The following is a 15,902-nucleotide window of genomic DNA, read 5'->3' as shown; positions in this document are numbered from 1 at the left end:
CCCACGCAGTCCGCTGCACCAGCCGATGACACCTTGTGAGTGATTCACAAGGTGTCATCGTCATTTGGCCGAGACGTCGCTCGCGTCGGCCGAGACGGCACCAGCGTGCCCATTCGACCGACGCGCCTGCCCTCTCGGCCGACCGGGGTGACGCCTCGGCGAGGCGGTTGACATCACGTGATGTCAGATCGGGGTTGTGGTGACGTCATGATGATGTCATAGTGGTGCGTATGGACATCACGCCGTACATCGACAGCCTGCGACGGGACCTCTTGGCCGCTGCCGAGGCATCGGGACCGGAGGCACGGGAGACCGCGGAGCGGCTCACCTACGCACTCGACCCGGCCGCTCGGCTGGCGGTGATGGAGGCGGTGAGCCAGGCGGCCGCGGAGATCACGGCGGAGCTGCCGACGGGCAACGTGGACGTACGCCTGCGAGGGCGCGACCTGGAGTTCGGGGTCACCCTTCCCGAGCTCGCCGAGCCGGTCGCCCCCACGCCGCCGACACCGCCCGCTCCCCCGGCTCCGCCGACCCCGCCGGAGCCGGAGGGCGACGACACCCTCGCCCGGGTGACCCTCCGCATCCCCGAGTCGCTCAAGGCGAAGGCCGAGGAGGCCGCGGCGGATGCCGGCCAGTCGCTCAACACCTGGCTCGTCGGCGCCGTACGCGCGGCGACCCGCGACAACGCGGTCAACGTCGACGTCGACCTCTCCGCGATCCCCCACATCGTCAACGAGGCGATGAGCAGCCTCGACCCGTTCCGCGGAAGCAACCGCGGCCGGTCCGACCGCCGGATGACCGGCTGGCTCTGACCTAGGCCAGATCTAGACACCCAGCAGATGCACGACCACGGACGGCCGCCCGGCCGGTCCGGTAGATCAGCACACCCTGAGGAGCATCATCATGAGCACGTACACCTTCATGTCCACCGCGCCCGCCAAGCTCTTCGTCGAGTTCGGGAAGGGCAATCTCGAGGTCCAGGCGACCGATACCGACGAGACCGTCGTCGAGATCGACGGCGATGACGCCGAGAGTCTGGTCGTCGAGCAGAGCGGCGACACGATCAACATCGTCGACCCGCACAAGGGCCCGTTCAGCCGCTCGCGGCGCTACGACATCAGCGTGACGGTCCCCGCCCGCAGCCAGCTGCGAGCCCGCACCGGCACCGCCGACATCGCCACCCAGGGCGTCCTCCGGGCTGCCTGGCTCCAGACCGGGTCGGGCGACATTCGGATCGACCGGGTCATCGAGGAGCTCCAGGTCGAGTCCGGCTCGGGCGACATCGAGGCGGATGTCCTCGACGGGCGTGCCTCGATCAAGTCCGGATCCGGTGACATCCGGATCGGTACGGTCCACGACCTGCACACCAAGACCGGCTCCGGCACGGTGGAGATCGACGAGGTCGAGGGCGACGTGAGCCACTCGACCGGCGCGGGCGACTTCGCGATCCACTCGGTCAGCGCGGGGCGGATCTCGGTGAAGGGCGCCTCCTCCGACGTACGCATCGGGATCCCGAACGGCACCCCGGTGTGGACCGACGTCAATACGGTGACCGGCCGGTGCACCAGCACTGTCGAGAGCACTGGCGCACCGGCCGCGGGAGAGCCCTACGTCGAGCTCCGCACCACCACTGTGAGTGGTGACATCACCCTCATCGGGCTCTGAGACCGAGGAGGAAGGGCTACTCCTCCTTGTTGAGGTGAGGTGCGTCCGGCACCACCGGCCGGAGCACACCCCAGGCGACGAACGCGGCCCCGATGACGAGCAGGACGATGCCCGCCCACAGGTTGGCGTTGGGCCCACCGGTCTTGTCGACCTCGGGGTCGCCGAACAGGCCCATCAGCAGCAGGATGATGCCGTAGATCGCGAGCAGGGACCCGATCACGTTGCGGATGTCGAAGAGCGACAGCAGCGTGCCGAGGAAACCCTTGTTGGTCTTGGCTGTGTTCGATTCGCTGGACATCTCAGTCTCCTCAGAAGATCGCGTTCAGGATGGTGACCATGACCAGCGCGACACCGGCCAGGGGCACCGGACGCTGCCACCACGGACGACCTGCGTCCTCGGGGTCCACCAGGTCCTCCCTCGGTGTCTCCGAGTAGACCAGACCCTTCAGCGAGCCTTCCGGCTTCGGCTTGGTGACCAGCGAGACGATCACGCTGACGATGATGTCGACACCGAATGCCACACCGGCAGCCACGAACGACGCACCCTGACCGGACAGCGGCAGGACGCCGACGGAGAGTCCGCCGAGCGTGCCGTCGGCGAGGATGCCGACGCCCACCGCCGCCAACGTGCCGGAGACGAGACCCGCCCAACCGGCGGTCGCGGTCATCCGCTTCCAGAACATACCCAGGATGAACGTCGCGAACAGCGGCGCGTTGAAGAACCCGAACAGGGTCTGCAGGTAGTCCATGATGTTGGAGAAGCTGGACGCCAGGACGGCGGTGAAGATCGCGATGGCGGTCGCTGCGACGGTCGCCCAGCGGCCGAGCTTCACGTAGAAGTCGTCGGGGCGGTCCTTGATGATGTACTCCTGGATGATGTCGAAGGACACCACCGTGTTGAACGCGGAGACGTTGGCCGCCATACCGGCCATGAACGCCGCCAGCAGACCGGTGATCGCCAGGCCGAGCAGACCGTTGGGCAGCACCTCTGCCATCAGGTAGAGCAGCGAGTCGTTGTACGTCACGCCCTCACCCGAGGCACCACCCGGAACCGACTCCCCCGCCTTCGTACTGGCGATCTCGGTGACCAGCACCGCTGCGATCATGCCGGGGAAGATGGTGATGAACGGGATGAACATCTTCGGGAACGCACCGATGATCGGCGTCTTGCGGGCCGCGCTGATCGAGTCGGCGGCCATCGCGCGCTGGACCTCGACGAAGTTCGTCGTCCAGTAGCCGAAGGACAGCACGAAGCCGAGACCGAAGACGATGCCGACCACCGAGAGGAAGTCGGAGGAGAAGCCGGTCAGCGCTGAGCCGGGCCAGGAGTTGAGCTGGTCGACGGCGGGCGCAATGGTGTCGGGGTTGGCGGCCGCGGCCTTCTCGATCTTCGAGGTCAGGCCGTCCCAGCCGCCCACCCGGTGGAGGCCCAGGAGGGTCAGCGGCAGCAGCCCGGCGACGATCACGAAGAACTGCAGCACCTCGTTGTAGATCGCGGCCTTCAGACCACCGAGGGTGATGTAGGACAGCACGATCACCGCGGCCACGATCAGCGCCACCCACAACGGCCAGCCGAGCAGCGCGTGCACGATGGAGCCGAGCAGGTAGAGGTTGATACCGGCGATGAGCAGCTGTGCCACTGCGAACGAGAGCGCGTTGACCAGGTGGGCGCCGGTGCCGAAACGGCGCTTCATGAACTCGGGGACCGAGCGCACCTTCGAGCCGTAGTAGAAGGGCATCATCACGACGCCCAGGAACAGCATGGCCGGGATGGCACCGATCCAGAAGTAATGGACGGTGGGAAGCCCGACCTGCGCTCCCGTCGCCGACATTCCCATGATCTCGACGGCGCCGAGGTTTGCTGAGATGAAGGCGAGACCGGTGACCCACGCGGGCAGGGACCTGCCCGAGAGGAAGAAGTCGACCGAGCTCGACATGCCGCGGCTGGCCAGGAAGCCGATGCCGAGAACGAACGCGAAGTAGATCGCGATCAGGAGATAGTCGACCGCGTTGGCCTGGATCAGGGTGTCCGCGGCCAGGATGCTTGCTTGCATTCCGAGACCCTTCTATTTGATTGGGCGCACCAAACTTAACCACGCGTACGCCTCAAAAATGCGCTGGGTCACCCCTTCATCGACACGCCTTCTCGCCAGTAGCCCATGAAGGCGACCTGCTTGCGCGGCATCTCGAGCTCGTTGACCAGATGGCGGCGCAGCGCGGTGACCATCCGGGACTCCCCGGCGATCCAGGCGTAGCGCCCGTCCTCGCCGTTCTCAGCGCCGTTCGCGGACCCGTTGTCGGGGCCTGCGACCTCCTCGCCCGAGGACGAGTAGTCCGGGGTCTCCCACAGGTCGGGGTCCTCGACCTCGACCGAGGTCACGTCCTCGGGTGTCGCCTCGAAGCCGAGCAGCCCACCGACGGCGGCCAGGGCCGGCCCGCCCACTGGCGCGCCCTCGCGCGGCAGCCAGCTGACCTGCAGCCCCTCAGGCGCAGACACCTCCTGTACGTCACCAGCGACCGGCACCTCCAGGAAGGCCGATCCGGTGGCGTCGGCCGGCAGCGACTCGAGGATCGAGACGATCGCCGGCACGGCGGTCTCGTCGCCGACCAGGAGCAGCCGGGTCGCGTCCCCGGGAAGCCACTCGATCCCGCCGTAGGGCTCGCCGAGCTTGGGACCGGCGACCAGGATCTCGTCGCCCGGCTTGGCCGCGCCGGCCCAGTCGGAGCCGGGACCGTGCGCGCCAGGGTGCAGCACGAAGTCGACGTACAGGCGCTTCTCGATGCCCACCCCCTCGATCGAGCGGATCGTGTAGGTGCGCATCCGCGGGCGCTCGTCCTCGGGGAGCGCGAGCCACTCGGCGTACCAGTCCTCGGCGGTGAGCTCGGGCAGCACGCCCGGGGTGGCCGGGAAGAGGAGCTTGATGCGCTGGTCGAGGGTCGGGCCGTCGTTGCCGAAGTCGGCCAGGTCGTCGCCGGCCAGCTCGATCCGGGCGAAGGACGGGGAGAGGCGCTCGACGGAGCGCACCGAGACGCGGGCGAGGATGGGCATGTCAGGCTCCTTGTGCGTGGGGGTGAGCGGTAGGTCGGTGGTGACGTCCGATGGGGACGACCATCGGCGTGCCCGAGACGGGGTCGACGATGACCTGGGACTCCAGACCGAAGACCTGCTCGACGCGGTCGGCGGTGACCACCTCGGCGGGCGTGCCGGTGGCGGCGACCTTTCCGCCGCTCATCGCGATCAGGTGGTCGGCGTAGCGGGCGGCCAGGTTGAGGTCGTGGAGCACCATCACGACGGTGGTGCCTCGGGTCTCACGGAGGCCGTGGAGCAGGTCGAGCAGGTCGACCTGATGGGCGACGTCGAGGAACGTGGTCGGCTCGTCGAGGAGCAGCAGGTCGGTCTGCTGAGCCAGCGCCATCGCCACCCAGACCCGCTGCCGCTGGCCACCGGAGAGCTCGTCGACGACGCGGTCGGCGAGGTCGAGCGTGTCCGTCAGCTCGAGCGCCTCGGCGACCGCCGCGTCGTCCTCGGGCGACCAGCGCTGCAGCGCGTTGCGGTGGGGTTGGCGTCCGCGGCCGACCAGGTCGACGACGGTGATGCCCTCGGGAGCGACCGGCGACTGCGGCATCAGGCCGAGGGTCTTGGCCACCGCGCGGGTGGGCTGCTTGTGGACCGCCTTGCCGTCGAGGACCACCTGTCCCGAGATCGGCTTCAACAGCCGCGCCATCCCGCGCAGCAGGGTGGACTTCCCGCAGCCGTTGGCGCCGACGATCACGGTGGTGAGGCCGTCCGGGATCTCTAGCGAGACCGCGTCGACGACCGGCTCCGCGCCGTAACCGAGGCTCACGTTCTCCGCAGCGAGTCGCATCAAGCTTTCCTTCCAGCTCTGCCAGCGGCGAGCAACCACAACAGGAACGGTGCCCCGAACGCACCGGTGACGACGCCTACCGGAAAGGAGACGCCAGGTATCGCATAGTCGGCGATGTAGTCGCCCGCCACCATCACGATGGCGCCGACGAGCGCAGCACCGACCAAGGTCGTACGTCCGCCGTTGAGCGCCCGCGAGATCGGTCCGGCCACGAACGCGACGAAGGCGACCGGCCCGGCCGCGGCGACGCCGAGAGCGGTGAGCAGCACGGCGAGCAGGAGCAGCAGGTCCGTACGCCGCTGGCTGACGCCCAGGCCGGTGGCCACGTCCGGGCCGAGCTGGAGGATCTGGGCGGAGCGGGCGGTCCAGACCAGCGCCGGCACGAGTACGACGAGGAAGCCGAGCAGGATCCAGATGGTGGACCAGGTGACGCCGTTGAGTGCGCCGGTCAGCCAGCGCAGCACGAGCAGGGCGTCGAACTCGTTGGCACGGGTGAAGAGGTAGTGGACGACCGCGGTCATCGCGGCCGCCGCGGTGACTCCGACGAGGACGAGGCGGTAGCTGCCGTCGGAGCCGGCGACGAGCCGGACCGCCACCGCGATCGCGATCGCGCCAACGATCGCGGCGATGCTCAGGGCCAGCCCCTGCAGGTCGAGCACCACGATCGCGAAGACCGCCGAGGCGCTCGCGCCGAGCGAGACGCCGACGATGTCGGGGCTGGCCAACGGGTTGCGCAGGGTGCTCTGGAAGACGGCGCCGGCGCTGCCGAACGCGACCCCTACCAGCACCCCGAGGATCGCCCGCGGGAGTTTCTCCGACATCAGCAGGAAGCTGGCCTCGCGGGCGCCGGGGATCTCGCCGCCGCCGAGGATCGTGAAGAAGTCGGGCACGGTGATGATGAAGTTGCCGAGCAGCACCCGGGCGACGAAGGCCCCGAAGAGGATCACCGCCAGGGCAGCGACCACGAAGGCATGGTGCCGTCGCGGGGCCCGCCGGGCCTTGCGTACGATGTCGACGGGGCTGGTCGGTTCGGCAGTCGTCGTCGCGCTCACAGGCCCGCCATCCGTCCACGCCGAAGGAACCAGATGAAGGCAGGTACGCCGACCACGGCCGTCATGATGCCGACCTGCACCTCGGTGGGCGGCAGCACGACCCGGCCCAGCGCGTCAGCGAAGGCCGTGAGCGCGGCGCCGGCGACGATGGAGAGCGGCAGGACCAGCGTGTAGCTGGGACCGACCAGGGCGCGTACGGCGTGCGGGACGACCAGACCGACGAACGCGACCGGACCGACCAGGGCGGTGGCGGTGCCGCTCAGCAGCACCACCGCGATGCCGACGAACACCCGGTCCAGACCGGTACGACGACCGAGCCCCTTGGCCAGGTCGTCGCCGAGCGCGAGCGCGTCCAGGACGCGGGCGCCCAGCAGCGCCATCACGGCGCCGATGACGAGGAACGGAGCGCAGATCGCGAGGTCTCCCCAGTCGCTGCCGATGGTGCCGACCTGCCACTGCCGGAAGACCTCCAGGCCCTTGTGGTCCATCAGCAGGATGCCGCTGGTCCAGCTGGTCAGCGCTGCGGTCAGTGCCGCGCCAGCGAGCACCAGCTTGGCGGGAGTGGCGCCGTCACGGCCGATGGCGGCGACGCCGTGCACGGCGATCGCAGCCAGCGCCGCGCCGATGAAGGCGGCCCACAGCAGCGAGTCGAGGCCGGTGGCACCGACGTACACGAGGGCCACGACGACGGCGAAGGCCGCACCGGCGTTGAGGCCGAGCAGCCCTGGGTCCGCCAGCGGGTTGCGGGTGAGTCCCTGCAGGCAGGCGCCGCCGAGCGCGAGCGCGCCGCCGACGGCGAAGGCGATCGCGGTGCGGGCGATCCGGTTCTCCAGGATCGCGTGCCCGAAGCTGCCGTCGTCGAAGAGTGCAGTGGGCGGAACCCACTCGGCACCGAGCAGGAGCGAGGCGACGGCCGCGAGGAGCAGCGCCGCCAGGATCAGCCCGATCCCGGGCAGCCGCCTGCCCCGGACGACCGCGGCGGCTGATGCTGCCGGGTCGGCCGGGGCGAGAGGCGTACGTGTGGTCAACGCGGGCTTCACTCAGCCGCGGTGACGTTGACCTTCCCGCCGTCGACCGCCTCGGCGATCGAGGGAACGAGCTCGTCGATGAAGTACGGGATCGACAGCGTGCTCGCGGCGGAGAAGGTCAGGGACAGCGGCTGGTCGGTCACGTCGAGGTAGTGGCCGTTCTTGATCGCGGGGATCTGGCTGAGCAGCTTGTCCTTCTGCAGGGCCTCGAAGCTGCCCTCGGTGTAGCCGAGGTTGATCAGCACCTCCGACTCCAGCTCGGGAGCCTTCTCCGCGGAGACGTCGGTGTAGAACTGGCCCGCGGGGACGAGCTTGTCGGCGACCGGCGCGAGCTCCATGCCGAGCTGGGTCAGCATCTGCGGACGCGCGTCGCCGGCGCCGTACAGACCGATGGTGCCGAGCTTGGAGTTGTCCTGGACACCGGTGACCAGGTAGCTGGCGCCGACGATCTGCGGGTGGTCCTTCTGGGCCTGCGCGATCGCGTCCTCGGTCTCCTTCTTGACCTCCTCGGACAGGGTGACGCGGCCGGTGGCCTTGCCGATCATCTCGAGCGAGTCCTGCCACGAGGTCAGCCACGGGGCACCGGGGAAGGCGACGGTAGGGGCGATCTTGCTGAGCTTCTTGTAGTCGGCCTCGGTGATGCCCGAGTTGGTGGCCAGGATCAGGTCCGGGGCCGCCTTGCTGATCTCGGTGAAGGGGATGCTGGTGTCGGCGTTGTAGCGGACCGGCTGCTTGCCGCCGACCTTCTTCAGCTCGGCGTCGAACCAGTCGGTCGACTGCTGCTCGTTGCCGCCCCAGGTGATCGCCTGGGCAGCGACCGGGACGACACCCAGCGACAGCGCCACGTCGTGGTCCGACCAGCCGATGGTGGCGACGTTGGTCGGCTCCTCGGTGATCTCGGTGCTGCCGTAGGCGTGCTCGACGGTCACGGGGAACGCGCCCTTGTCTGCCTTCGAGGCAGATTCCGCGGAGCCGTCCGCGGAGTCGGTCGCGCCCGTGCTGCACGCAGCCAGGCCGGTGGCAGCGAGCACGAGGCTCGCTGCGATGAGTACGGATCGACGGATCACGGGGGAACACCTCATGGGGTTAGGCAATGCTTAGTTAGGACAGCCTAAACACATCTCGGTTCCGACGAAGGATCGGCCCCCGCCTTTTGGACAGGCTCAGCGCACAGGTCAGGGCCTGACGAACGCCGCCCGTTCGGCCTCGACCCGATCCCGGATCACGCAGTCGAGCGAGTGGTCGTTGATGATCCCCATCGACTGCATGAACGCGTACATCGTCGTCGGCCCGACGAACTTCCAGCCGCGCTTCTTGAGGTCCTTGGAGAGGCTGATCGAGGCGGCAGAGGTGGCCACCACCTCCGGGACCTTGAGCGGCTCGGGCTCGAACCCCCAGACGTACGCAGCCAGCGACCCACGCTCCTCGACGAGCTCGACCGCGCGGCGGGCGTTGTTGATCGCCGCCTCGATCTTGCCGCGATGGCGGATGATCCTCGCGTCCTGCAGGAGTCGCTCGACGTCGCCCTCGTCGAACTCGGCCACCTGGTGGAAGTCGAAGCCGGCGAAGACCTCGCGGAAGGCGGGCCGCTTGTTGAGGATCGTGCGCCACGACAGCCCGCTCTGGAACCCCTCCAGGCAGATCTTCTCGAAGAGCCGTACGTCACCGCCGGCCGGGAATCCCCACTCGGTGTCGTGATAGTCGAGGAACTCCGGCGCCCCGCCGGCCCACGCGCATCGCGTCTGGCCGTCGGGGGCCAGGAATGGTGCTTCGCTCATCCACCCGACCCTAGCGGCGACCACCGACACCCACGCTCAGATCTTGGTGCGGTGGAAGCTCTGGAAGCTGCGCGAGGCGGTCGGGCCGCGCTGGCCCTGGTAGCGGCTGCCGTACTTCTCGCTGCCGTAGGGGTTCTGGGCGGGCGAGGTGAGCCTGAAGAAGCAGTACTGCCCGATCTTCATGCCCGGGTAGAGCTTGATCGGCAGGGTCGCGACGTTGGCCAGCTCGAGCGTCACATGGCCGGAGAAACCCGGGTCGACGAAGCCGGCGGTGGCGTGGGTGAGCAGCCCGAGACGCCCCAGCGAGCTCTTGCCCTCCACGCGCGCGGCGATGTCGTCGGGCAGGCTGACCGTCTCGTACGTCGACCCCAGCACGAACTCGCCCGGGTGCAGGATGAACGGCTCGTCACCCTCGGTCTCGATCTGCCGGGTGAGCTCGGACTGGTCCACGGCCGGGTCGATCGTGGCGTACTTGTGGTTGTCGAAGACCCGGAAGAACCGGTCCAGACGCACGTCGACGGACGACGGCTGCAGCATCGACTCGTCCCAGGGGTCGATGACGATCCTTCCGTCGTGGATCTCGGTCAGGATGTCCTTGTCGCTGAGCAGCACGAGCCAAACCTAACGCAGCCGGGCGTTCTGCACGGCCCCTGCGGCTTCCCTGGAATCTCCCCTACCTCATCTGTCACAGATTCCCCGGCAGAGTCGTACGTCGTGGCGCAAACCCGGTTGAATCGGGGCCATGGCACTGGATGCGCTGATCCCCGGCGGATATCGCCGGTACGTCGCGCTGGGCGACTCCTTCACCGAGGGCGTCGGTGACACCGACGCACGTCGTCCGAACGGCGTACGCGGCTGGGCCGATCGGGTCGCCGAGGTGATGGCCGAGCGGACTCCTGAGTTCACCTACGCCAACCTCGCCGTCCGCGGCCGCGGGATCGACCGGATCGTCAAGGAGCAGGTCGAGCCGGCGATCGCCCTCGAGCCGGACGTGGTGACGATCTACGGCGGATCGGTCGACCTGATGTGGCCGCACGTCGACGTCGACGCCCTGCTCGCGACCTACGAGTCGGCGATCGGGGAACTCGTCGACAGCGGCGCGAAGGTGCTGGTCTTCACTGCGTACGGCGCGCGGGCGACCACCGTCGGGCGGCTGCTCCGCGGGCGCTTCGCGGTCTACAACGAGGCCGTCCGCGAGATCGCACAGCGGCGCGGGGCGACGCTGGTCGACTTCTGGCGGATGACCGAGTACGACGACGCCGGCTACTGGGACGGCCACGGCTTCCTGGGCGCCCCCGGCCACCAGCTGATGGCGATCAAGGTCCTCGACACCCTCGGCGTACGCCACCACCTGCCCACCCCGAAACCGCTGGTCGTCATCGAGGAGCCGAGCATCGGCGGACCCATACGCGAGGTCCGGCGGCTGGCCGCTCGCGCGCTCCCCTGGGCCGTACGCCGCATGCTGCGCGGCCCGGCGGGCGACGGGCTGTCGGCCCGCTATCCCCAGATGACGCGACTTTCCTGAACCGGTTTCACACCTGGCTGGGTGTGTGGGGTAACATCCTGGTCGCACCTGCGGACGTAGCTCAGTTGGTAGAGCGCAACCTTCCCAAGGTTGATGTCGCGAGTTCGAATCTCGTCGTCCGCTCCACGTTCCACAGCAGGTCAGCCCGCACTTTCGTCGTCATCGTCGTCAGTGCGGGTTTCTGTTTGGGCCTCAGATGCCCCCAGGATGCCCCCGACCCTCTTGGCTGAGTCCCAGAGGTTGTTGTCGATGAGGTGGCCGTAGAGGTCCATCGTCATCGCGGCGGAGGCATGTCCGAGGATGCGCTGAACGACCTTCGGGTCAGCGCCAGCACCGAGCCAGAGGGAGGCGCAGGTGTGGCGGAGGTCGTGGACGCGGAGCGTGGATCGGTCGATCTTCTTGATAGCCGCCGACCAGCCGACCGAGCGCTTCCAGTTCGGCTCACTCAGCGGCCCACCCTTCGGGGCGTGGAAGATCCAGTCATCGGACTTTTTGCCCTCACACCACTTGTCGATGATCGGCACCAACTCGGCAACCAGCGGCACCGTCCGAGAGCGCTTGTTCTTGAGGCTGTCCTCGAACAGTGAGCCGGTGGCCACGTTGGACATCACCGTGCGCTGAAGTCGCAGGCCCTCCCCAGGGACCTTCACCCGGTCACCCACCTTGAGCCCAGCCAGTTCGGCCCACCGCAGACCAGCGAGCGCCAGCACCCAGACGACATCTCGGTACTCACTGGAGCAGGCAGCCGAAAGAGCTGCGATCTCATCGCGGGAAAGGAACTGACCTTCTCGCTTGATGTGCCCAGCGGTAGGAGGCTTCACCCCGGCCGCAGCATTGGCAGTCACTCGACCATCCAGGACCGCGTACGCCAGGAGCCGACGAAAGACGCCGAGGGAGCGCGCAGCCGTCGAGGGCGAGAGGCCGTCAGCGACCATCCGACCGACCCACGAGGAGATCTCGGCCGAGGTGATCGAGGCGACCGGTGCCTTGCCGAACCGCGGTTCGATGTGTCGACGCCAGATCCCGGTTTCGAGGGCAAGGGAGTTCTTCTTGATCGTCTGGCGCGACTCCAGCCAGTCGACAGCGACCACGGAGAGAGCGACCCGGCCCCGGCGAGGGTCGAACCACTCCCCCATCCGGAGGCGTCGTTTCTGGTCTTCCTCCCAGGTCTCAGCGTCGCGCTTGCGGTCGAAGACGCGGGTAGCGACCTCACGGCCGTGATGCTTCACCCGAGCCCGGTAGCGGACCTTTCCCTCTGCGGTGGTGTAGCGCTGGACGCTCATGCTGCCGCCTCCGTCTGCTCCGTCACCCAGGCGGCAACGGCCGAGCGCTTCCAAGCCAGGCGACGACCGACCTTGACCGCAGGAGCGAACTTGCCCTCCTGGCGCAGCCAACGAACGGTCAGCACAGAGACTCGGAGGTACTCCGCGACCTCGTCGAGCGTCATGAGCGGTTCCATCTCAACGCTGTTGTTGCTACTCATCACTTTCCCCTTCATCGGTTGGTGTTCTTCGTCTGGGCCTTCCACTGGTCGTACTCACGGGCACGGGCAGCAGCGGCCAGGGCAAGGGCTTCGTCGCCGGGGTGGGTCCAGCCGACGCCTTCGAAGGCCCATCGAGAGATGACGAGCGTTGTGTCTTCGTCGTCGGCCAGGAGCCTGGCTTCGAGTTCGCCGAGGTCGAGCAGCGCGGCGCGGGCGTCCTGGTCGCTCTTGGAGGCCTCGATGAATTGGCGGTACTTGGCCCGGGCACGACGCAGGCGACCCAGGCTGATCGAGTAGCGCCGGGACTTGGTGGAGAAGTGGCCCCGGAAGCCGAGCATGTGAACCCACTTGCCCAGGTAGAAGTAGGGGTTGTTCTCCTTACCGTCACGGTCGGTGTGCAGGCCGTAGTGACGGCGGGACCTGGCGGCGAGTTCGCGGCACCTCGAGGAGAACGCGGCGATGTGCTCGCGGGGCTCGTCGGCGCTGGTGGTGCTGATGGAGTTGGCGTCTTTGGTGGCGTACTTGGCGAGGTAGCCAGCGACCTGGCCGGGGGTCAGAGGACCGTTGGGGTCGTCGGTGCGGTGCCCATTGCGGACCACGCGGATATCTAGCTGCGTGCCCCAGCGCAGGACTCGTTGGGGGTCGTCGGCGTCGATCCGGTCGGCGGTGAATTCGATTCGGCCGGCCGCGTCCTCCAGGAGCCGTCCAAGGGCGTGACCGTCGAGTGGGGCAGGTGACCCGGGGCCGTCTGGGCCGTCGAGCCGGATGAGTGCGTGGAAGTGGACGAGCCCACGGGCTTGGTATTCGGCGACCTTGGCGAACTGCACCGCGGCGACGTCGGCCAGGCACGGCAGCGGGGTCGGGTTCTTCTTGGTGGGCTTGCGTCGGGTCTCGGTGACGCCGAGGTGATCGGCCAGGACACGACGTAGGGCGATGGTGGTGCGGCGCCACAACTCGGGAGCGTGCCACTGCCACACGATCGCGCTGTCGAGGTCGTGACACTCGTGACACAGTGGCGCGCCATTGGCCGAGTCGTCCTCGCCGTGGACAGTCATGCAGGACAGCGGGCGGCCGTGCTCGCAGGTCATCGGTTGTCCGGGCCTGGCGGAGCGTGGCCGACACCTTCCGCCAACACGCTGGCCGTTCTTCGGCCGGGGGCCGTGGACGTGTCCGAAGGAGGGGGCGGTGAAGGTGACGAAGAGCAGCGGGTTGTCTGCCACCGTGTCAGGGATCGTCTTCCCGCCGACAAGCCCAGCGTTGATCATGGCGAAGGTGTCGCGGGCGTAGGTCCGGGAACAGGACGGGCACACATCGGCGCGGCGGTTGCCGCAGGGACGGTAGAGCACCCCGAGCGGGGCATTCGCGGACGCAAAGGTGCCGACGAGATCCCCGGTTCGGGCGTCGAAGGTCTCCGAGGCTCCGGTGAGCCGGATGGGGTGGGCGCAGTAGCCGACGTTCGCGGCGGTCTCGGACCAGGCATCGAAGGTGCCGTCCAGGAGCCGTGCGGCGGTCGAGGCGAACTCGGCATCGGAGAGTCCGGACAGATCCAGCGGCGCACCCTCCCCGTACGGGTAGGAGACAGTCCCACCCGTCGAGGGCGATGCGTCACTGTGGATGCCCGGTGCATCCAGGGTCGAAGCAGTCACCACAACAGCCCCTGACCCTCAGCGGTGACGGTGGCGCGCGTGGGGTTGGCGGTCTGGAGCCACCACACGTCACAGCCGGGGCAGTGGTGCCCGTGGCGGACCTCGTGGAGCGGGTCCTGGTCGCAGGTGTGGTTGTGGACGTTGGTGTCCTTGGTGGCGGTGCAGGTCGTGGCGCTCATGCCGCACCGTCCAGGCGAGAAGCCGCGGGGAGAGCGTCCAGCAGGTCGAGCAGGTCCTCAGGCGCGGGGGCCTGGTCGACGCCGCACCACCAGCCACCGGTGACGCGGTTGCGGCTGGCGTAGGCCTGGCAGGCGAGCCGGACCGGGCAGGCCTCGCAGGTCTCCCGCATCAGGTCAACCAGGACCGAGGGGGCCGCGCTGGCGTCGGTCGTCCAAGGCAGGCCGCGCTTCTCCCGAGTCGTGCAGGCAGCGTGCTCCATCCAGGCCGGGGTACTCATCGCGGACCCCCATCGGTCAGGGAGAGCTGCATCCCGGGCAGGTCGCCAGGAGCGGCATCCGAGATCGTCATCAGGTCCGGGGTCGCCGGGTAGAGCGAGGCCAGGCGGCGGATGAGTTCGTCGGGCCAGTAGTCAGCGCGGATGCGGTCGGTGGAGCCGTCCTCGTCGATGATCCAGGCGGTGCCCTGGGCGGCCTTCAGGATGCGGTGTGCGGCTGCCTGAGTGGCCATGCCGTCCCCGAGGACCATGTTCGTTTCCATCGCGGAGCGGACCCGGAGCGCGATGGTCTGGGTGAACAGGCCGCGCATGTCGATGACCTCCTTGCGGGGGTCCTGGACGAACGCGACCACGACGACACCGACAGCGCGACCGATCGAGAGCAGCCGCTTGAGGAGCCGTTCTGCCTCCTTCTTGATGTTCGGGTCGGCGTACGCGGTCAGCGAGGCCAACTCGTCGATGAGGAGCAGGTAGAGCGGGTCACCAGGACCGGGCTTGTGGTTGCGAGAGATGCCCTGCAGGGCCTCGGTACGGGCATCCGCGATGGAGACGAACTCCTCCAGCATCTCCACGGCCTGCTCACCCTTGACCGCAATCTTGGTGAACAGCGGAGCGCCCATCATCAACTCCATGCCGCCCTTGAGGTCGATCCCATAGGCCCGTACGGCGTCGACCGCGATAGCCGGGGACAGCGAGCCGACGATGCCCCACAGGAACGAGCCCTTACCCGCACCGGACGCACCCACGACCAGGGTGTGGCGCTGTTCGATCTGGAGGTGGAACGGCTTGCCGTTCTGACGGCGACCCAGCCGGACCGTTTCGGTCTGCATCCGGGGCTCCGGCATCGCGGCCGTGGTGGGCTTGGTGATCAGGTCCCGCATCACCAGCTCGAACATCACCGTCGATCCCGGGCGACGCTTGGCGGGGTAAACCCGGTAGGAGTCGGCCTGATAGGTGGCCGCCAGTTTCGGGGCGAAGGCCTCCAGGTCGGCCAGGGCCTGACCGCGTCGGGTGCGGACCTTGAGGGTCACCGAGTGGGTCGAGGTCGTCACCCTCTTGAGGCGAGGGTCGCGCCATTTCTCGATGGACTCCTCCCCCACGCCCATCTTCTTCACGCGCTTGGTGCGGCGCTTGGAGAGACCGGCCTCACGGGCGAGTCCCTTCCAGGTGATCCGGAAGACCAGCCACCACCAGGCGCGGCGGACCGTAGAGGCCAGCCAGCCCAGGGCGGCCAGGGTGGCGGGTCGGGTCGGCTTGATGACGACCAGGACCGCCACGGCCAGGGCGAGCAGGCCGCCGATGCTCATGTAGATCGTTTCGTTCATGACGTGCTCCGTTCTGGGAGTTGGAGACCCGCCAGCCGCCACGGCTTCCCTTCCGCGACGGCTGGCGGGCGAATGTGGGG

Annotated in this window: 18 protein-coding genes and 1 tRNA gene; 4 read left to right on the top strand and 15 right to left on the bottom strand. The window is 68.4% G+C overall.

What is annotated here, in order from left to right; translation table 11 throughout:
* Positions 1–230: 230 nt before the first annotated feature.
* Both ABTX24_RS16620 and ABTX24_RS16615 read left to right on the top strand, forming a co-directional pair.
* Entirely contained in the window at positions 231–812 is a 582-nt protein-coding gene (locus ABTX24_RS16620; protein ID WP_350841034.1) for a toxin-antitoxin system HicB family antitoxin, read from the top strand.
* 91 nt (positions 813–903) lie between these two features.
* The gene (locus ABTX24_RS16615; protein ID WP_350841032.1) at positions 904–1,665 is read left to right on the top strand and encodes a DUF4097 family beta strand repeat-containing protein; all 762 of its coding nucleotides are present in this window, start codon (positions 904–906) and stop codon (positions 1,663–1,665) included.
* 16 nt (positions 1,666–1,681) lie between these two features.
* Here ABTX24_RS16615 and ABTX24_RS16610 read toward each other — a convergent pair whose 3' ends face one another.
* The 9 genes from ABTX24_RS16610 to dcd all read right to left on the bottom strand — a co-directional run bounded on the left by ABTX24_RS16610 (position 1,682) and on the right by dcd (position 10,001).
* Positions 1,682–1,963, bottom strand: coding sequence for a hypothetical protein (locus tag ABTX24_RS16610; RefSeq protein ID WP_350841030.1), 282 nt, complete (start codon positions 1,961–1,963; stop codon positions 1,682–1,684).
* Positions 1,964–1,973: 10 nt separating this feature from the next.
* On the bottom strand, positions 1,974–3,704 hold the full coding sequence (locus ABTX24_RS16605; protein ID WP_350841072.1) for a sodium:solute symporter family protein: 1,731 nt from the start codon (positions 3,702–3,704) through the stop codon (positions 1,974–1,976).
* An 83-nt stretch (positions 3,705–3,787) separates the two neighbouring features.
* Complete coding sequence (locus ABTX24_RS16600) at positions 3,788–4,714, bottom strand: siderophore-interacting protein (protein ID WP_350841028.1); 927 nt, start codon at positions 4,712–4,714, stop codon at positions 3,788–3,790.
* A 1-nt stretch (position 4,715) separates the two neighbouring features.
* Complete coding sequence (locus tag ABTX24_RS16595) at positions 4,716–5,531, bottom strand: ABC transporter ATP-binding protein (protein WP_350841026.1); 816 nt, start codon at positions 5,529–5,531, stop codon at positions 4,716–4,718.
* Positions 5,531–6,583: a FecCD family ABC transporter permease gene (locus tag ABTX24_RS16590; protein ID WP_350841024.1), complete on the bottom strand. Its 1,053-nt coding sequence runs from the start codon at positions 6,581–6,583 to the stop codon at positions 5,531–5,533. Before ABTX24_RS16590 ends, ABTX24_RS16595 begins: the two co-directional genes overlap by 1 nt.
* A complete protein-coding gene (locus ABTX24_RS16585) occupies positions 6,580–7,611 on the bottom strand; it encodes a FecCD family ABC transporter permease (protein ID WP_350841022.1) in 1,032 nt (343 codons plus the stop codon). The genes ABTX24_RS16590 and ABTX24_RS16585 overlap by 4 nt, the downstream gene beginning before the upstream one ends.
* A gap of 8 nt (positions 7,612–7,619) precedes the next feature.
* A complete protein-coding gene (locus ABTX24_RS16580; protein ID WP_350841020.1) occupies positions 7,620–8,678 on the bottom strand; it encodes an iron-siderophore ABC transporter substrate-binding protein in 1,059 nt (352 codons plus the stop codon).
* A gap of 108 nt (positions 8,679–8,786) precedes the next feature.
* On the bottom strand, positions 8,787–9,389 hold the full coding sequence (locus ABTX24_RS16575; RefSeq protein ID WP_160026582.1) for a DNA-3-methyladenine glycosylase I: 603 nt from the start codon (positions 9,387–9,389) through the stop codon (positions 8,787–8,789).
* Positions 9,390–9,425: 36 nt separating this feature from the next.
* Entirely contained in the window at positions 9,426–10,001 is a 576-nt protein-coding gene (gene dcd, locus ABTX24_RS16570; RefSeq protein WP_141794788.1) for a dCTP deaminase, read from the bottom strand.
* Positions 10,002–10,131: 130 nt separating this feature from the next.
* Between dcd and ABTX24_RS16565 the strand changes: the two genes are divergently transcribed.
* Complete coding sequence (locus ABTX24_RS16565; RefSeq protein ID WP_350841018.1) at positions 10,132–10,914, top strand: SGNH/GDSL hydrolase family protein; 783 nt, start codon at positions 10,132–10,134, stop codon at positions 10,912–10,914.
* Positions 10,915–10,964: 50 nt separating this feature from the next.
* Positions 10,965–11,040, top strand: a tRNA-Gly gene (locus ABTX24_RS16560).
* A 14-nt stretch (positions 11,041–11,054) separates the two neighbouring features.
* Here the strand turns inward: ABTX24_RS16560 and ABTX24_RS16555 are convergent.
* Genes ABTX24_RS16555 through ABTX24_RS16530 form a run of 6 tightly spaced genes read right to left on the bottom strand, consistent with a single transcriptional unit; the run spans position 11,055 to position 15,822 of the window.
* Positions 11,055–12,197, bottom strand: a complete 1,143-nt coding sequence (locus ABTX24_RS16555; RefSeq protein ID WP_350841016.1) for a tyrosine-type recombinase/integrase — start codon at positions 12,195–12,197, stop codon at positions 11,055–11,057.
* On the bottom strand, positions 12,194–12,397 hold the full coding sequence (locus ABTX24_RS16550; protein WP_350841014.1) for a helix-turn-helix transcriptional regulator: 204 nt from the start codon (positions 12,395–12,397) through the stop codon (positions 12,194–12,196). The genes ABTX24_RS16555 and ABTX24_RS16550 overlap by 4 nt, the downstream gene beginning before the upstream one ends.
* 11 nt (positions 12,398–12,408) lie before the next feature.
* Entirely contained in the window at positions 12,409–14,043 is a 1,635-nt protein-coding gene (locus ABTX24_RS16545) for a replication initiator (RefSeq protein WP_350841013.1), read from the bottom strand.
* Entirely contained in the window at positions 14,040–14,222 is a 183-nt protein-coding gene (locus ABTX24_RS16540; protein WP_350841011.1) for a hypothetical protein, read from the bottom strand. The genes ABTX24_RS16545 and ABTX24_RS16540 overlap by 4 nt, the downstream gene beginning before the upstream one ends.
* Entirely contained in the window at positions 14,219–14,500 is a 282-nt protein-coding gene (locus tag ABTX24_RS16535) for a WhiB family transcriptional regulator (protein WP_350841009.1), read from the bottom strand. Before ABTX24_RS16535 ends, ABTX24_RS16540 begins: the two co-directional genes overlap by 4 nt.
* A complete protein-coding gene (locus ABTX24_RS16530; RefSeq protein WP_350841007.1) occupies positions 14,497–15,822 on the bottom strand; it encodes an FtsK/SpoIIIE domain-containing protein in 1,326 nt (441 codons plus the stop codon). The genes ABTX24_RS16535 and ABTX24_RS16530 overlap by 4 nt, the downstream gene beginning before the upstream one ends.
* Between the last annotated feature and the right edge of the window lie 80 nt (positions 15,823–15,902).

Source organism: Nocardioides sp. NPDC127514, from assembly GCF_040302125.1.
Taxonomy (GTDB): Bacteria; Actinomycetota; Actinomycetes; order Propionibacteriales; family Nocardioidaceae; genus Nocardioides.
This window is presented reverse-complemented; position numbering and strand designations above follow the sequence as displayed.

Bases quoted from the DNA above. Each gene is read 5' to 3' on its own strand.
- ABTX24_RS16595 (WP_350841026.1), bottom strand. From the start codon at position 5,531: ATGCGACTCGCTGCGGAGAACGTGAGCCTCGGTTACGGCGCGGAGCCG.
- ABTX24_RS16610 (WP_350841030.1), bottom strand. From the start codon at position 1,963: ATGTCCAGCGAATCGAACACAGCCAAGACCAACAAGGGTTTCCTCGGC.
- ABTX24_RS16600 (WP_350841028.1), bottom strand. From the start codon at position 4,714: ATGCCCATCCTCGCCCGCGTCTCGGTGCGCTCCGTCGAGCGCCTCTCC.
- ABTX24_RS16535 (WP_350841009.1), bottom strand. From the start codon at position 14,500: ATGAGTACCCCGGCCTGGATGGAGCACGCTGCCTGCACGACTCGGGAG.
- ABTX24_RS16550 (WP_350841014.1), bottom strand. From the start codon at position 12,397: ATGAGTAGCAACAACAGCGTTGAGATGGAACCGCTCATGACGCTCGAC.
- ABTX24_RS16530 (WP_350841007.1), bottom strand. From the start codon at position 15,822: ATGAACGAAACGATCTACATGAGCATCGGCGGCCTGCTCGCCCTGGCC.
- ABTX24_RS16575 (WP_160026582.1), bottom strand. From the start codon at position 9,389: ATGAGCGAAGCACCATTCCTGGCCCCCGACGGCCAGACGCGATGCGCG.
- ABTX24_RS16620 (WP_350841034.1), top strand. From the start codon at position 231: ATGGACATCACGCCGTACATCGACAGCCTGCGACGGGACCTCTTGGCC.
- ABTX24_RS16555 (WP_350841016.1), bottom strand. From the start codon at position 12,197: ATGAGCGTCCAGCGCTACACCACCGCAGAGGGAAAGGTCCGCTACCGG.
- ABTX24_RS16540 (WP_350841011.1), bottom strand. From the start codon at position 14,222: ATGAGCGCCACGACCTGCACCGCCACCAAGGACACCAACGTCCACAAC.
- ABTX24_RS16615 (WP_350841032.1), top strand. From the start codon at position 904: ATGAGCACGTACACCTTCATGTCCACCGCGCCCGCCAAGCTCTTCGTC.
- ABTX24_RS16565 (WP_350841018.1), top strand. From the start codon at position 10,132: ATGGCACTGGATGCGCTGATCCCCGGCGGATATCGCCGGTACGTCGCG.